The following is a 15,015-nucleotide window of genomic DNA, read 5'->3' as shown; positions in this document are numbered from 1 at the left end:
GAACAGCATAGGGGCACAAAATCCGGCTACACCGCTTCTGGCTACCTAGCCGGTGGACGCGGAGCGTAGCGGGGCTGGGCCGGTGGTACCCCGGATCTGAAGGCTGACCGGGAAGACTCGCTTGCCGGGTTGTTCCGGTGTGTTGTCGTCGAGTCGTGCGAGGAGGAGCTGGACCGCTTCGGCGGCCATGTCCTCGATGGGCTGGTGGATGGTGGTGAGGTTGATCATTGCCCATCGCGCTTGTGGTGAGTCATCGAAGCCGATCACGGACAGTTCGGCGGGTACGGACACGCCGAGACGCGCGGCCGCGTCCAATGATGCGAACGCCAATTCGTCTGTGACGCAGTAGATCGCTGACGGTGGATGATCCATCGACAGCAGTGATGTCGCCATGTCCACGCCGTGCTCGTGAGTCATGGTTGCCCGGCGGATGTAGTGGTCGGGTAGGGCGATGCCGCGGCGTTGGAGTGCGTGCCGGGCGCCGTCTTCGCGGGCGGCACCATTGGTGCGGTCGCGCGGTACCGACAGGATCGCGATGTCGCGGTGACCGAGGGCGGTCAGGTGCTCGATCACCAGCTCGCCGGCACCTTCGTCGTCGGAGAGGACCACTTCGAGAGAGAGGGTGGGATCGTCGCGGCTCAGGAGCACCACTGGGGTGTTTCGTTCGAGAACTCGGCGCACGGTGCGGGATTTGCGGCGAGCGGATACGAAGATCATCCCGTCCACGGTCGCCGGGTCGAGGACGTCCACGCTGTCGACGCCCTCGGGGACGTCCGGGTCGCGTATGAGGGCCATGCGATAACCACGTTCGCTGAGCCGGTGCTGAATGGCGTCGACGACGGTGGGGTAGAACGGCGAGGTCAGGTCGGCGACCACGACACCGATCGCCCGCGCCCGTCGGGTGACCAGGCTGCGAGCCGCCGAGTTGGGGACGTAACCGAGTTCCCGGGCTGCGGCAAGTACCCGTTTGGTCGTCCGCTCGGCGACGGCGGGGTCTCCTCGCATGACACGGGAGACTGTCGACTGGCTCAGTCCCAGGTAGGCGGCGAGATCGACACTGGTTACCACGTGCGGATCATACCCAACGGTGGGCCGGGTTCGGATGACGTCGCCGCGGGCTCCGAGGCCTGGGCGTGGCGCCGTGTGGTCGGCCTCGAACGACTTCGACGGGTCGTCCTCGCACACACCTCGATTGCTGGTGGGTGTGCCTTCCTCGCGGGTTTCATCGGACAACCCCTCCCTCCTCGGTCCGGGATTGGTGTTGCGGGAGTGGGGGAGATTGGCGGCGGGTGCGCCGCGGTCCGGGATTCCCGGCCGCGGCACGCGCGCGGATCGCCGTCGAAGTATGCGCCGGCAACGGCCGTACCTCCGGTTCGGCCCGGCCGAGCGCGGCGCCGGGGGCCGACCCGGATGCGGCTACCCACTGTCAGGCGGTGTTCCGGCCACCGCTGAGGTCCAGTGTCTGTCCGGTGACGTAGCTGGCCTCGGTCGAGAGCAGCCAGGTCGCCAGGGCAGCGAATTCTGCTGTGCTGCCGACCCGGCCCATGGGAACCCGGGCCAGGAGTGCGGCGTTGCGTTCGGGACTGAGGTCGTCGAGCATCCGGGTGTGCATCATCGAGGGTGCGATCGCGTTGACGGTGACGTTGTGTGTGGCGACCTCCTTGGCGGCGGTTTTGACCAGGGACACCACGGCCGCTTTCGATGCGGAGTAGGCGGCCTGGAAGGGATTACCTTCCCGCGCCGAGATTGAGGACAAGATGGCCACCCGGCCGTAACCCTGCTCGGTCAGCGTGGGAAGTAGTGCGGCGAGGCCGTGGAAGCAGCCGTCCAGGTTGACACTCATGGTCTTCGACCAGCCCTCGAACGGCATGGCCGTGATCGTGGTTTCCGGTCCTTGGATGCCGTGCGCGAAGAGTGCGCCATCGAGGCGTCCATGGGTGGCCAACACACGGGCGAGGGTCTCGTCCCAGGCTGCACGGTCGGTCACGTCGAGAGCCGCGATGTCGCGGCCCGTCCCGTCCCCGTCCCCGACGACGTCGGTGCACACCACCGAGGCGCCTTCGTGGATGAGTCGGTCCACTGCCGCTGATCCGAGGCCACCGGCAGCGCCGGTGACGAGGATGACGCGTCCGGCGAATCGGCCGGGATAGAACGTCGAGGGGTCGGCGGTGGTGACGTGCAGGGAGTCGGTGGTGTCGACTGCGGTCATCGAATCGCTTCCGTTCGTTCGGTGTCGGCGGTGGTGATCAGCTGTTGTGTTGCGGTCATGAGTCTGTGCAAATGTTCTGTGATGCCGTGTGATTCGACGAAGGCGACGTCGGGAACTTCCACGCTGACCGGGACGTCGGGCAGCGCCGCGAGGATCTCGATCAGGGGAAACGCGCCGTCCCCGGGCACCTGACGTTTCGCGCGCGATTCGATCTGGCGGTCGGACCCGTTGGTGTCCTGACCGAGCGGCATCCGCGGTGGCGCCTCCAGGTGTGGGACCGCGGCGGGACCGTCGCACAACTGGATCACCTGCACCGCTCCCGGCGGAGCAGCCGCGAGGTCGCCGACGGTGCCCCCGGCGCGGACGAAGTGCAGGACGTCGAGCATGATCCCGCACCCGGTCTGTTCGGCCACGGCGGCGGCGGCGTGGAAGGTATCGACCTTCTGATACGAGATCGGCTCGATCGAGGCGGTGATACCGAACTCGTGGGCATCGCGCACCAGCGCAGCCAGGGAATCGGTCAGGCGATGGCGGTCGTCGTCACCGCCGATCACGTTGAGTACCCGGGCACCGAGGGCGGCGCCGGCCTCGAGCACCGGCATCCACTCACCGCGATTGCGCATCCCGTCGAGGGTGAACACCTCGACATCGAACACGCTCACACCGGTGTCCTCGAGTCGGGCGAGGGTCTGCGCCGACATCGGGGAGCCCGCGGCCATGGGGTACCGGGTCTCCGACGTGGTGGCGGGATGCACCCGCGTACCGATGGAGGTGAAGCCGCAGTCGGCCGCAGCTTCGACCAACTCGGGAGGGGGTAGATGCAGAGCCGACAGGTGGGCCAGCCCGATGGGTCGTGTCATGAACAGTCCTTTACGCGGTTTTCAAGGGTGGGAGTTGACGGACAGCTGCGCCCTACTTATGCTGTGAATCACAAATTTACTACGTAGTCATTCAAGCACTGCGCCCCCTCGGCCGCAACCGCCCCTTCGGCTCGGGCTTCACTCCTTAGAAAGAACCCCACCCATGACTGTTTCGAATGTTCCAGCCTCGGAACCTTATTCGTCCTCCGGCCGCACCGGACCGGTCGACGGCGAGGCGCCCGCACCGGCACCGACCGGCTCCCGGCGGGCGGCGATGGCCAGCACGGTCGGTGCGATCGTCGACTGGTACGACTTCTTCCTGTACGGGACCGCCGCCGCCCTGGTGTTCGGACCGATGTTCTTCCCCTCCGAGGACCCGACCGTGGGTGTGCTCGCCTCGCTGGGCTCGTTCGCGGTCGGGTTCGTCTTCCGCCCGATCGGTGGGGCGATCTTCGGCCACTTCGGTGACCGGGTCGGCCGCCGGAAGATGCTGGTGATCACCATCTTGATCATGGGTCTGGCCAGCACCGCCATCGGTCTGCTGCCCAGCTACGCCGCCATCGGCATCGCGGCCCCGATCCTGCTGGTCAGCCTGCGCGCGGTGCAAGGCATCGCCGTCGGCGGCGAATGGGGCGGAGCGGCCCTGATGGCGGTGGAGAACGCGCCGAAGAACAAGCGCAACTTCCTCGCCAGCGGGGTACAGATCGGATCGTTCCTCGGCCTACTCCTGGGCACCCTGGCGTTCTCGATCGTCACCAATCTCACCACCGAGGCCCAGTTCGACACCTGGGGCTGGCGTCTGCCGTTCCTGGTCAGCATCCTCTTCGCGCTCGTCGGGCTCTGGATCCGCAGCGGCGTCCCCGAGTCGAAGGTGTTCGCCGAGCTCGAAGAGACGAAGAAGAAGCAGGCCGCACCGCTGCTCGAGGCCCTCAGGACCAGCCCCAAGCAGATCCTCGCGATCATCGGGATGCGCCTGGTCGACCAGAGCACGTTCTACATCGGCTTCACGTTCTCGCTGGTCTACGTCAAGAACTACACCGACACCCCGCCGAGCAGCGTGCTCACCGCATCGATGGTCGCCCTCGTCCTCGCCGTGCCGACCACCTCGCTGTGGGGTCTGCTCGCAGACCGGTTCGGCGCCCGCTGGTTCTACATCATCGGCCCGCTGTGCGCGGCCGCAGCCGGTGTCCCGTTCTTCTCCGCCCTCGAGAGCGGATCGATGCCGATGATGATTCTCGGGTTCTTCATCCTGATCAACCTCGGACACAACATCTCCGCCTCGGTGCAGCAGACCTGGTTCACCGACATGTTCGACGCCCGCATCCGCTACAGCGGCGCAGGCTTCGGCTACGCCGTCGCCGGAGCCGTGGGCGGCTTCGTGCCCCTGACCGCCACCGCCCTGCTCGGCGACAGCGGAAACTGGACCCCGGTGGCCATCCTGCTCGCCGCCGCGTCCCTCGTGGCGCTCGTGACCGGACTGTGGTCGTACAAGTGGACCGGGCAGGGCCGGCGATGACCGACACCCTCTCGTGCGATCTGCTCGTCATCGGCGCCGGAGCCGGTGGCCTCGCTGCCGCCGTCACCGCCGCCTACCACGGCGCGAAAGTCATCGTCGCCGAAAAGGCCGACGTCTGCGGCGGGGCCACCGCCTGGTCGGGCGGATGGATGTGGGCACCGCGCAACCCCCTCGCCCGCGCCGACGGCGTCGACGAGGACATCGAGTTGCCGCGCACCTACCTGCAACACCGACTCGGGAAGAACTTCGACGCCGCCAAGGTCGATGCGTTCCTGACACAAGCGCCGCGCATGGTCGGGTTCTTCCACGACAAGACCAGGCTGCAGTTCGTACCCGGAACCACCATCGCCGACATCCACGGCGGCACCCCCGGCGCCGGAACCGGACACCGATCGGTTGCACCCCAGCCCATCGACGCCTACAAGATCCCCGCCCCAGTTCGGGCGAAGCTGCGCTGGCAACTCTACGAAACCTCATTCCTCGGAATGGGAATCATGGCCGGACCCGACCTCCAGGCGTTTCTGCACGCCACCCGCTCCCCGAAGGCCTTCGCACACGCCGCAGGCCGCATCACCCGGCACCTCATCGACCTGGCCACCGCACGCAAGGGCATGCAACTGGTCAACGGCACCGCCCTGATCGGCCGGCTCCTGGCTTCGGCCGACGAACTCGGCGTCGACATCCGCATCTCATCGCCGGCACGCACGCTGACCACCGACGACTCCGGGGCGGTGACCGGGGCACAGCTCGACGGCCCCGACGGCACGGTCACCATCCACGCCGCCCGGGGCGTGATCCTCGCGACCGGTGGCTTCCCGAGCAACGTCGACATGCGCAAAAAGTACTTTCCGCGCACCCCGACCGGGCGTGAACACTGGACCCTGGCGCCCGACACCACCACCGGCGACGGGATCGCGCTCGCCGAATCCGCCGGCGGCCGGCTCGACACCACCCTGGCCTCACCGGTCGCCTACTGCCCGGTGTCGCTGGTGCCGTACCGCAACGGCAAGACAGGTGTCTTCCCGCACATCCTCGATCGCGGAAAGCCCGGTGTCATAGGCGTATTGGCATCAGGTAAGCGGTTCGTCAACGAGGCCGACGGCTACCACGACTACACCACCGCGATGATCGACGCCGTTCCCGACGGGCAGCAAGTGCGCTCGTGGCTGGTCTGCGATCACCGGTTCCAGCGCCTGTATCCGTTGGGAATGTCCAAACCGCGCCCCATCCCGGTCTGGCCGTACCTGCGCTCGGGCTACCTCAAGACCGGTCGCACCCTCACCGAGCTGGCACAGCAATGCGGCATCGACCCCGCCCAACTCCACACCACGGTCGCATCGTTCAACGACAATGCCCGACGCGGACAGGACCCCGAATTCCACCGCGGCGAAACGCCGTTCAACCGCGGCTCCGGGGACCCGGACAACCCGTTCCCGAATCCCTCACTCGCCCCACTGGAGAAGGGACCGTTCTACGCCGTCAAGGTCGTACCCGGAAGCTTCGGGACCTTCGCCGGTATCGTCACCGACGCCTCCGCGCGTGTGCTCGACGATTCCGACACCCCGATAGCAGGCCTCTATGCCGTGGGATCCGACCAGGCCAGCGTCATGGGCGGGCACTACCCGTCCGGCGGCATCAACATCGGACCCGCCATGACCTTCGGATACATCGCAGCACGACACGCCACCACCGCCACGGATTCGGAGGAGGAGTCCGGCAACACCGACGTCCGTGACGCACAACCGGCTGGTTGACACCCAGTCAGCGGTCGGACGACGCCGGCGGACGATTCGAGAACGTCACCGGCGCCGCCCGTCCTGCCGATGTTCGACGACATCAGGGCGCAGTGCTCTTTCGGCACGACCCACCCGCCCGCCGCTTCCGTAGTCCCGATCAGATCTGTGAATTCTTATGAACTCTCGTGAGTATCGCCAATGGCGCCAAAGGCGTCGCGCCACCTGGATCGAAGCCAACCGCACACGCAGCCATCCTGATACCGAGGCGGAGCACCTCATCGAGTTCGCCAGGATGTGGGCACCGTACGGGGGCGCTACCGAGGAGGAAATGCTTGTGCACTTCGGCATGACAACGTCCCGGTTCATCGAGCGATTGTGGCAGGTGATCCCCGAATCGAACTGTGCCCAAGACGAGATACGCAATTTGGCGAACGCATACCCTCACCAACGGACCGGCCACCTGGACCGCTGACCGTCCGACAGGTCGGAACCTGCGTGAAAATCAGAACGGGCAAGCCGTCGCAGGTGCGACATGTGGAATCGCCACGACAGTGGCATTCTCGACAGACCCTGACTGTCCCGGGGCGGTTCCGATGGCTGCGGCCAACTCAGGGTTTGGTTGTCTCATTTTCACATACGCGCGCTGACGATTTGGGCGTGGTAGCGACTGGGGTCGGATGATCTGGGCCAAGCCGGAAAGCGAATCTCCTGCAACTGAATCTTCGGTGCTGCGTCTAGAGGTCCTACATAGAGCACGTGTCCGGGGTCGGCTCCTGCGGATGGCTTCGGAAGCCCACTTCGCACTCGTGGCGAACAGCGCAACCGCGGTGGAGTGACGGCGATCGCTGCGGCGAGGGAGATCAGCACTGGCCCGCCGCATCAGACGATCTCCTGGGAAATGGCGTCGAAGGAATAGAGGGCGGTGTGTTGGAAGGCAGGTACGAGCGCAGGGGTGATTGTCCGGGTGGCGGCTTGGATTGGCGAGGTAGTTAATCCGTCGGCGACGGCGGCTGCAACGACTCCCCACCCGTTCAGCGGAACGACACCGACGGCCATCAGTGTCGCCGGGCTCGTCGCGGCGATCAGTATCAGAACCGGACGGATCCGCGGTGGCTGATTCTCGTGTGCGCTTCCCAACTGCGAAACTTGGTCATCGGGGAGGTTGACTCGCGATAGACCCACATCAATTGTGTTCTTCGAGACTGTCGCAACCGATCTCGTCTAGAATCTGCTTCACTCTTGCTTCGAATCGTTTGGTTGACATTCCAAAGTTGACGAAAATATCCTCCTCGGATTGACCCCCGTAGGGGGCCCATCTCCGCGCAAAGGTGAGTATGTCCTCGACTTCTCTACTGCGTTCAGGGAGTTGGTACGTCGGCGCTCTGCCTCACGTCGTCTATCGCGCCATCGACGGTAACGACGGATCTCCATCTCAACTGGTGTTGTTCGCGCAATTTGTAGATCCGGTGTTTCCCCCTGGCGTCCCCCGGTTTCGGTTGCTGACATGGCATTCTCTGTTTCGAAGTGAAGACCTGTGTCTAGTCGACCAGGTGGCGGGGGGTTAATCGCAGGTTTCGGGGTTCGGATCGACCGAATGTGTTGGTAAGGACGGTGTGTGATGATGCTGTACGGCGAGTGCCGCCAGAACGGATGGGGAGTACACCCGGTCAAGGGTCGCAGCATCGCAGGGGACGAGCGGCCGCTGCTGGTGCCGTTGTATCGCGGCCAAAAGTAGTCGTCGGTACTCGGCGACATCGATGCCGAATTCGGACTGGATCGTTCCGGGTGTAGGTTCGCCGATCGGTGCCCAGAAGATCGCGAGATCGAGGACGTCGTCGAGATGAACGCGTGGCGCCATCATGGCCGCTTTCTGGCTTGTTGCCGGAGCCGTTATTGCACCCGTGGGTGGCGTGGTGATGTGCGGTTTGTTGCGCGCGATCTCTGCGTCATCGCCTCGCGGTCATTCTCGTGTGGAGCGCGACCGGATTTTGAGGATGATCAACTCGGAATCGTTCGCGTCGCTGAGTGTGCCGAGAAGAGTGAATGGCAGACTATCTGCCAGGGGCGCCTCGTGCGCGAGTGTTTGTGCATATCAATCCTGAGGGTCTGGGATCGTGAGCTGCCTCGCGGAGTGTCGAATGTGGTGCGGGCCAGTGCTGTTAGTTCGAGCGAGAGTGGTTCCGCCTGCTCGGCAGCTACCGATGGGCGACTCTGTCGTGTCGGATCTTTGGGCTGCGACCGATTCGCCGGCGAGATGGCCCGGATTGGTACTTAGGAACTGTGCGGTGACATCAGGGTCGACGATATGCGCGGTGCTCCATCGTTCGGTTGCGTATGTTTGTGCCGCAACCGCAAGAAGCGATCCTGCATTCGGCACGCGGCGGCGCAGGACGATCGACATGACTGTGATGACGGCATGGATCAGAAGGAATAGCACTGTGAACGGTCCTGCTGGTCGGAGATTAACGATATTTCGGTAATAGTGTGTCGTTGCGCGTGATTCGCACCGTGCTGGCGCGGCCCGTGGCACGACCGGGCACGTCAGGACCGCTGTTCCTGCTCCACGACCCAGCGTACGGCCGCGCCTCACCCGGCCGGTGACGGCGTCGCGATACCGCACGACGCCGCCGGGCGAGGGAGGGGAGCTACGCGGTGGCTCTGTCGGTGGCCACGGTGTCGTCGTCGAAGGTCATTTCCGGTGCGGGTCGGCGGAAGCCCTTGGTCAGAACGGCCAGATAGACAACGCCGATCGCCAACCATACGCCGCCGATTTGGAGAGCGACGTCACCGAGCCTCGTGAGCAGATAGACGGAGACGGCGCCGCCGACGACCGGCATCACCAGGTACGAGAAGAGGTTGAGGGTGCGACCGTGTCTGTGCTCTCGGACCAGGTGGGCGATCACGCAGACGTTGACCACGGCGAAGCCGAGGAAAGCGCCGAAGTTGATGAACGAGGTGGCTGTGGTCAGGTCGAGTTTCATGGCGATGACACCGGCGGCCGCGGTCAACAGCAGGTTGTTGACCGGGGTGCCGGTCTTCGCCGACAGCCTGCCGAAGACGGCCTTGGGCAGTACGCCGTCGCGTCCCATGACGTACATGAGGCGGGCGGCGGACGCCTGCAGGGCGATGCAGGAGGCAATGGATCCGGCGATGGTGACGAAGTTGATGATCTCGGCGTACGTCTCGCCACCGACCTGGACCTTCAGATGGTAGGCGGCAGCGTCGACGTCGGCGAAAATCGCACCCGGGTGGACGAGTTGCATCATGAAGGACAGCACGAAGAAGATCGCGCCGGCGGCGATGACGCACCCGACGATGCCTCTGCCGATCGTCCTCGCCCCGCCCCTGGCCTCCTCGCCCAGCGTGGAGAGGGCGTCGAAGCCGAGGAAGGAGTACGCGGCGATGGCGGCGGCCGCAGTGACCGCGCCGATCGAAGTGCCGGAGTTCCACAGGGCGTCCGTGGCGGGCGCGGAGGAGCCGTGTTTGCCGAGGAAGACGACACACAGGGTGGCGAAGAGGACCAGCGACCCCAGAGCGATGAACATCAGGACCTTGTTGACGCGGTCCGCGAGTTTCATGCCGAAGACGTTGATGGCGGTGGTGATGCCCACCGAGACGATCAGCCAGACCCACTTGGGTATGCCAGGGAACTGGGCGTTGAAGTAGATCGCCGTGATCAGCCAGCCGACCATCGGAATGAAGAAGTAGTCGAGCAGCATCGCCCAGCCGGACAGGAAACCGATGCGGCTGTCGAGCATCTTGCGGGCGTAGGTGTAGACCGACCCGGAACCGGGCACCGCGCGCGCCATCTTCGCGTAACTCAGCCCGGTGAGCACCATCGCGAGGGTGGCGACGGCGAACGCCGTCGGGGCCACGCCGCCGCTGGTGGCGGCGACCACGCCGAAGATCGTGACGACGATGCCGGGGGAGATGTAGGCCAGGCCGAACAGGATGACGGAGAAGAGGCTCAGGTCGCCTTTCAGTCTCATGGTGTTCCCAGTTGTCTCTGTCTCGCTGTTCATCGTGGGGGCTCCTCGGTGGTGCGGGCGGCGGTCCAGGTGGCGGGGTCGATACGGCCCCCGTACAGCGGGAGTTCGAGGGGCGCGTCACCGGGGCGGAACTGGTCCCAGACGCGGTTGAGGCCAGCGGTGCCGTAGCGCCGGACGTTGCTGACCTCGTCGAGGTCGATCACGTCGGTGAGGGTGGAGTCGCCGGCATCGACGGTTTCGGCGCGCACCGTGCCCTGTGGATCGACGACGAGGCTGCGGCCGATCCCGGACGGGGCGGCGGAGTTGACGCTGGCGACGAAGACCTGGTTGGTGATGGCGTTGGCGCGGCTGAGGACGACTTCCTGCGCGCGGTCGTTCGTCGGGGTGCGGACCACGTTGACGATCAACTCTGCGCCCATCCAGGCCAGATGGCGGGAGACCTCCGGGAACCAGGTGTCGTAGCAGATGGACAGTCCGATACGGCCGACCCCGGCGAGGTCGACGACCTCGAACCGGTTGCCGGGTGCGGTCGTCTCGTAGGGGCGCCACGGGCAGATCTTGCGGTACGCGGCGAGGCGCTCGCCCTGCGGCGAGTAGACGGCTGCCGTGTTGTGGACGCGACCGTCGGCGCCGCGTTCGTAGACGCTGCCGGGTACCAGCCAGATGCCCAGGTCGCCCGCGAGTTCGGCGAGGGCAGCGTCCCGTTTGCCGTCGAGCGGCTCGGCGGCCTTCTCCGGCGCGGCCGGAACGCCTGGGGCGCTCTCGCCGAGGTGTAGCTCGGGGTAGACGACGAGGGCGCCTGGTGCGCGCAGCTTCACGCGCCGCTCCACGTCGGAGATGAAGCCGGCGAGGTCGTCGGCCGGGCGGCCAGGCGCCTGGGCGAGGATCAGGGGCAGGGGGCGGGCCATGCGGGGAACACCAGCCAATCGAAGGTAGGGCTCTGGAGGGAGCAGTTGATGGTGGTTCAGGCGCCGGGGGCGGTGGGCCGGGCGGCCGAGGTGAGACAAGCGTGGGCCCCGTCACATATAATTTCAAATACTTTCTAGGGCTGACTTGCATGCCTTTGAGGCATGCAAGGTCATGTCTCCTCCGTCTTCCGAGAGGCCACTACCAATGGAACTACGGGTGCTGCGCTACTTCCTGACCATCGTGGAGACCGGTTCCGTCACCAAGGCCGCCGAGGAGGTCCGCGTCGCCCAGCCCTCGCTGTCGCGCCAACTGCGCGGCCTGGAGGCGTCGTTGGGCATGACGCTCTTCGACCGCGGCGGCAAACAGCTGATCCTGACCGCCGCCGGCCGGCGCTTCCTTCCGTTGGCCCGAGATCTGGTCGCCCGAGCGGACGCCGCCGAGGCCGCAGTCGGAGCACTTGCTTCCGGTCGCGCCATGCGGATCACCGTGGCGGCGCCGCCCACCACCATCACGGACGTGATCGCACCGTTCCTGTCCACCTGGGGACCGGAGGATCCGCTCGTCACGGTGCAGGCGGAGAGCCCGGCCCGTGCGTACCAGGCCCTGGGGAGGGGCGCCGACGTAGCCATTTCCACGGCGCCTCCGAGGCGCCGTTTCGCCGGGCTGCCCGTGGCGCGGCTACCGCTGTGGGCCTATGTGCGGGCCGACCACGCCTGGGCGAACCGGGACGGCGTCACGATCGGGGAACTCGCCGCGGCGCCCCTCATCGTCCTCACCCCGGCGCACGGCACCCGACGCGTCCTGGACCATGCCGTGCAGGACGCAGACGCCTCGTACGACATCGTGCTCGAATGCGACACTCCGCACGTCGCCCAGGCCATGGCGGCGTCAGGCCACGGAATTGCGGTGGTCTCCGACGATCCCCGCTTCGACCTGCACCCGCTGCTCATCCTCGACGGCGCGGGCGAGCCGCTGCAGATCCATCTGCACGCCGCGTGGGACCCCAGCCACTATGCGCTGCGCAGCATCGAGACCTTCGCCACGGGGCTGTCACGCTTCTGCGTCGAGCAGTACGGGCCTCAGGTCACCGCCCGCAGATGAGCTGGACGTATACCTGGCGGGCAGCCTGATCAGACCGGACAGGCATTGGACGGCGGCCCCGGCGGGCCCCAGGATGCGGCGATATCCGTATCTGCTGCCGGCCCCAGAGGACACACACCATGCCAAGACCGTTCTATGCCCGACGGCTGAGCCGTGCCATCGTCGTTACCGTCGCACTCGCGGCGGCGTGCACCGTCTCGCCAACGACGATCGCAGCGCCCGCCGAAGCCGTGCCCGTACCGGGCGATCCGCTCACCGGAAGCGGTGCGGTGAACCGGACCGAACTCACCGCCGGCCAACTCACCGAGGGCACCGCCACGGACACGGTCCCCGACAGCGCCTTCGCACTGCCCGCCCAGGCAGCACCACCCACCCACAGCTTCGAAGGCACCCTCACCCTCAACGGTCTCTCCACCACCGGCGGCTTCCGCGTACTGAAAGACCCGCACGGATACGGAGACACGGCGGCCACCCGGCACCTGCCACCGGTCGACATCGCCCTCGTGCAGAACGGCAGCCACCTCGTCCCTGCCAAGCGCGGGTTGCAGTACACGGGGAACCAGGCGTGGAACCTGGCGGTGGGCCCCGGCCGCGCGTGGAACGAGGACGGCGACGGCGAACGCACCCGCGCCTCACTGCCGTTCGCGCTCGTCGAACGCAACGCGAACTGCGTGCACAACGGCACCCTGATGTTCCTCTTCGACGCCACATCGGTCTCCGAAATCCGCTACCAAATCACCACGGAGACCTGCGTATACTTCCAGCTCGACATGTGGGGCCAGGTACCGGCCGACTACCGGCCCGGCCCCGTCGCCGGCGCCGAGAACCTGCGCGACGCGTACGCCTCCGAGGTCGGGGACCGGCTCCCGACCAAACCCATCTCGGCGCTGGCCACCGACTACCCGGACAGTGGGGTGGACGTAACGAAGTTCAGCGCCGGCATCACGCCGTCCGCGCTGAGCACCTTCGGCTTCTACTTCGGCGGAGTGCACTATGTGGGCAACTGCCGGACCCGGCAAGGGGAGTACCCGTTCTGCGGCCAGATGCTGTTGCCTTCGTACTCGACCGCGAAGTCGGCGTTCGCGGGAACAGCCATGCTGCGGCTGGCGAAGCGCTACGGCCCTGCCGTGGCCCAGGAGAGGCTCTCCGACCGAATCCCCGAGACCGCCGGCAACACCGCCTGGAGCGGCGTCACCCTCGACCAGACTCTCGACATGGCCACCGGGAACTACATCTCGCACGGCTACGAGACCGACGAAGCGGGCCCCACCATGGCGGACTTCTTCGCAGCCGAGCCCTACGCCGACAAGATGCGACTCGCCCTGTCCTTCCCGCGTAAGGCCGGCCCCGGCAGCCAGTGGGTCTACCACACCTCGGACACCTTCCTCGCCACCCGCGCGATGAACAACTACCTGCAGGACAAGGCCGGTTCGGACGCCGACATCTTCGACATGCTCCGTGACGACGTGCTCGAACCCGTCGGCGTCGGGCCCGACTCGCTCGTCTCCTCCCGCACCGACAACAGCCCCGGCGGAGCAGCCTTCGGCGGGTACGGCATGTTCTGGACGCAGGACTCCGTCGCCCGGTTCGCCAAGTTCCTCAACAACGACCACGGCGCCGTCAACGGCACGCAGATACTCGACCCGGCACTGCTCACGGCTACCATGCAACGCGACCCGGAGGACCGGGGCATGACCACCACCGGCGCCAAGCCCATGAAGTACCAGAACGGCTTCTGGGGCCAGGAGTTCACCTCCGCCGACAACCCCGCCTACACCAGCCCCTTCTACGTACCGTTCATGTCGGGGTACGGCGGCATCACGGTCGCGATGATGCCGAACGGCGCCACCTACTACTACTTCAGCGACAACAACGAGTTCAGTTGGAGCGCCGCCGTCGCCGAGGCCGCCAAGCTCGCGCCCATGCCCGGCGCGGCAGTTGGTGCGAGATAGACCCAGCGAACGTACCCTTATCGGCATGGGATGCGCTTCGCCTGACTATGACCGTTGACGGGGGTGCCCCACCCGAACCCCTTCCAGGTTCGATCGGAGACTTCATCCAACGCCGCGCTTGTGGTCGGCCCCACCGCCGACGACGACGAGGTCGTCGCGCAGGTCTGACCTGCGGTGAAGGTGAAATGTATCTGTGTGCGATTAAGGATGAGCATTCGAAGAAGGTTCTGGGGTGAGCGGTGGCGGATCACATGCGCACCGAACTGGTCCTCGAAGCGCTGAACATGGCTGTCGACGAACGTGGCGGAGACGTCGCAGGCGCAATCATGCGCTCGGACAGGGGAAGTCAATATACCGCCGAGATCATGAAGCAGGCGTGCGCACGGTACGGGTTGCGGCGTTCGCTGGGCGCGACCGGCATCAGGTCATGCTCGAAGCGCCTGGCGTTGCGCCGGTGTGGTGGACGCGGGTTGCTCCGCTGATCGTGGAGACGATGACCGCGCGCTGCGCCGAGTGGGTTCGCTGGTTCAATGCGGACCGGTTGCATTCGTCGAACGATCGGGTCTGGTGCGGGTTGGTTCGACATCCCTCCACTGCGTGGATGCTTCCCCGCCGTGGAGGGATGTCCTCACACTGGAGGCGTTCTCGATACGAGAAGTTTCGCAGCGACGTCATCGTCCTCGCACGCAAGGGGGACTGCAGCTGCGCCAGATTGCGACCTCGGTTTCAGCGAGGATTATTTG

At 66.1% G+C, this 15,015-nt stretch carries 11 protein-coding genes; 5 read left to right on the top strand and 6 right to left on the bottom strand.

The features are described 5' to 3' along the window. Window positions 1–45: 45 nt before the first annotated feature. The 3 genes from ACLIVD_RS22790 to ACLIVD_RS22780 form a co-directional block, all read right to left on the bottom strand. Window positions 46–1,233, bottom strand: a complete 1,188-nt coding sequence (locus ACLIVD_RS22790) for a LacI family DNA-binding transcriptional regulator (RefSeq protein WP_283335104.1) — start codon at window positions 1,231–1,233, stop codon at window positions 46–48. Window positions 1,234–1,426: 193 nt separating this feature from the next. Beyond that, window positions 1,427–2,209, bottom strand: coding sequence for an SDR family oxidoreductase (locus ACLIVD_RS22785; protein WP_283335103.1), 783 nt, complete (start codon window positions 2,207–2,209; stop codon window positions 1,427–1,429). Further along, on the bottom strand, window positions 2,206–3,069 hold the full coding sequence (locus ACLIVD_RS22780) for a sugar phosphate isomerase/epimerase family protein (RefSeq protein ID WP_283335102.1): 864 nt from the start codon (window positions 3,067–3,069) through the stop codon (window positions 2,206–2,208). Before ACLIVD_RS22780 ends, ACLIVD_RS22785 begins: the two co-directional genes overlap by 4 nt. Window positions 3,070–3,232: 163 nt before the next feature. Here ACLIVD_RS22780 and ACLIVD_RS22775 point away from each other — a divergent pair, with 163 nt between their 5' ends. Continuing rightward, complete coding sequence (locus tag ACLIVD_RS22775) at window positions 3,233–4,585, top strand: MFS transporter (protein WP_164065658.1); 1,353 nt, start codon at window positions 3,233–3,235, stop codon at window positions 4,583–4,585. Further along, window positions 4,582–6,339, top strand: coding sequence for an FAD-dependent oxidoreductase (locus ACLIVD_RS22770; RefSeq protein ID WP_283335101.1), 1,758 nt, complete (start codon window positions 4,582–4,584; stop codon window positions 6,337–6,339). Before ACLIVD_RS22775 ends, ACLIVD_RS22770 begins: the two co-directional genes overlap by 4 nt. A gap of 1,165 nt (window positions 6,340–7,504) precedes the next feature. Here the strand turns inward: ACLIVD_RS22770 and ACLIVD_RS22765 are convergent. From ACLIVD_RS22765 to ACLIVD_RS22755, 3 genes are all read right to left on the bottom strand, one after another. Beyond that, window positions 7,505–7,657, bottom strand: coding sequence for a DUF3263 domain-containing protein (locus tag ACLIVD_RS22765; RefSeq protein ID WP_317571319.1), 153 nt, complete (start codon window positions 7,655–7,657; stop codon window positions 7,505–7,507). Between the two features lie 1,309 nt (window positions 7,658–8,966). Beyond that, window positions 8,967–10,343 carry an APC family permease gene (locus tag ACLIVD_RS22760; protein WP_491930717.1) on the bottom strand — a complete coding sequence of 459 codons (1,377 nt, stop codon included), beginning with the start codon at window positions 10,341–10,343 and terminating at the stop codon, window positions 8,967–8,969. After that, window positions 10,340–11,218: a carbon-nitrogen hydrolase family protein gene (locus ACLIVD_RS22755; RefSeq protein WP_283335098.1), complete on the bottom strand. Its 879-nt coding sequence runs from the start codon at window positions 11,216–11,218 to the stop codon at window positions 10,340–10,342. The genes ACLIVD_RS22760 and ACLIVD_RS22755 overlap by 4 nt, the downstream gene beginning before the upstream one ends. A 205-nt stretch (window positions 11,219–11,423) precedes the next feature. Between ACLIVD_RS22755 and ACLIVD_RS22750 the strand changes: the two genes are divergently transcribed. The 3 genes from ACLIVD_RS22750 (at window position 11,424) to ACLIVD_RS22740 (ending at window position 14,754) form a co-directional block, all read left to right on the top strand. After that, on the top strand, window positions 11,424–12,320 hold the full coding sequence (locus ACLIVD_RS22750) for a LysR family transcriptional regulator (protein ID WP_283335097.1): 897 nt from the start codon (window positions 11,424–11,426) through the stop codon (window positions 12,318–12,320). A gap of 119 nt (window positions 12,321–12,439) precedes the next feature. Then, window positions 12,440–14,272: a serine hydrolase domain-containing protein gene (locus ACLIVD_RS22745; RefSeq protein WP_283335096.1), complete on the top strand. Its 1,833-nt coding sequence runs from the start codon at window positions 12,440–12,442 to the stop codon at window positions 14,270–14,272. Between the two features lie 251 nt (window positions 14,273–14,523). Then, a complete protein-coding gene (locus ACLIVD_RS22740; RefSeq protein ID WP_283335095.1) occupies window positions 14,524–14,754 on the top strand; it encodes a DDE-type integrase/transposase/recombinase in 231 nt (76 codons plus the stop codon). Window positions 14,755–15,015: the final 261 nt, after the last annotated feature.

The organism is Rhodococcus sp. G6(2025) (assembly GCF_058628105.1).
Note: the sequence above shows the minus strand (reverse complement) of the source record. Positions and strands in the feature narration are given on the sequence as shown.

Coding starts and splice junctions, on each gene's coding strand:
- ACLIVD_RS22785 (WP_283335103.1), bottom strand. CDS start 2,209: ATGACCGCAGTCGACACCACCGACTCCCTGCACGTCACCACCGCCGAC.
- ACLIVD_RS22780 (WP_283335102.1), bottom strand. CDS start 3,069: ATGACACGACCCATCGGGCTGGCCCACCTGTCGGCTCTGCATCTACCC.
- ACLIVD_RS22775 (WP_164065658.1), top strand. CDS start 3,233: ATGACTGTTTCGAATGTTCCAGCCTCGGAACCTTATTCGTCCTCCGGC.
- ACLIVD_RS22770 (WP_283335101.1), top strand. CDS start 4,582: ATGACCGACACCCTCTCGTGCGATCTGCTCGTCATCGGCGCCGGAGCC.
- ACLIVD_RS22760 (WP_491930717.1), bottom strand. CDS start 10,343: ATGAACAGCGAGACAGAGACAACTGGGAACACCATGAGACTGAAAGGC.
- ACLIVD_RS22755 (WP_283335098.1), bottom strand. CDS start 11,218: ATGGCCCGCCCCCTGCCCCTGATCCTCGCCCAGGCGCCTGGCCGCCCG.
- ACLIVD_RS22750 (WP_283335097.1), top strand. CDS start 11,424: ATGGAACTACGGGTGCTGCGCTACTTCCTGACCATCGTGGAGACCGGT.
- ACLIVD_RS22745 (WP_283335096.1), top strand. CDS start 12,440: ATGCCAAGACCGTTCTATGCCCGACGGCTGAGCCGTGCCATCGTCGTT.
- ACLIVD_RS22740 (WP_283335095.1), top strand. CDS start 14,524: ATGCGCACCGAACTGGTCCTCGAAGCGCTGAACATGGCTGTCGACGAA.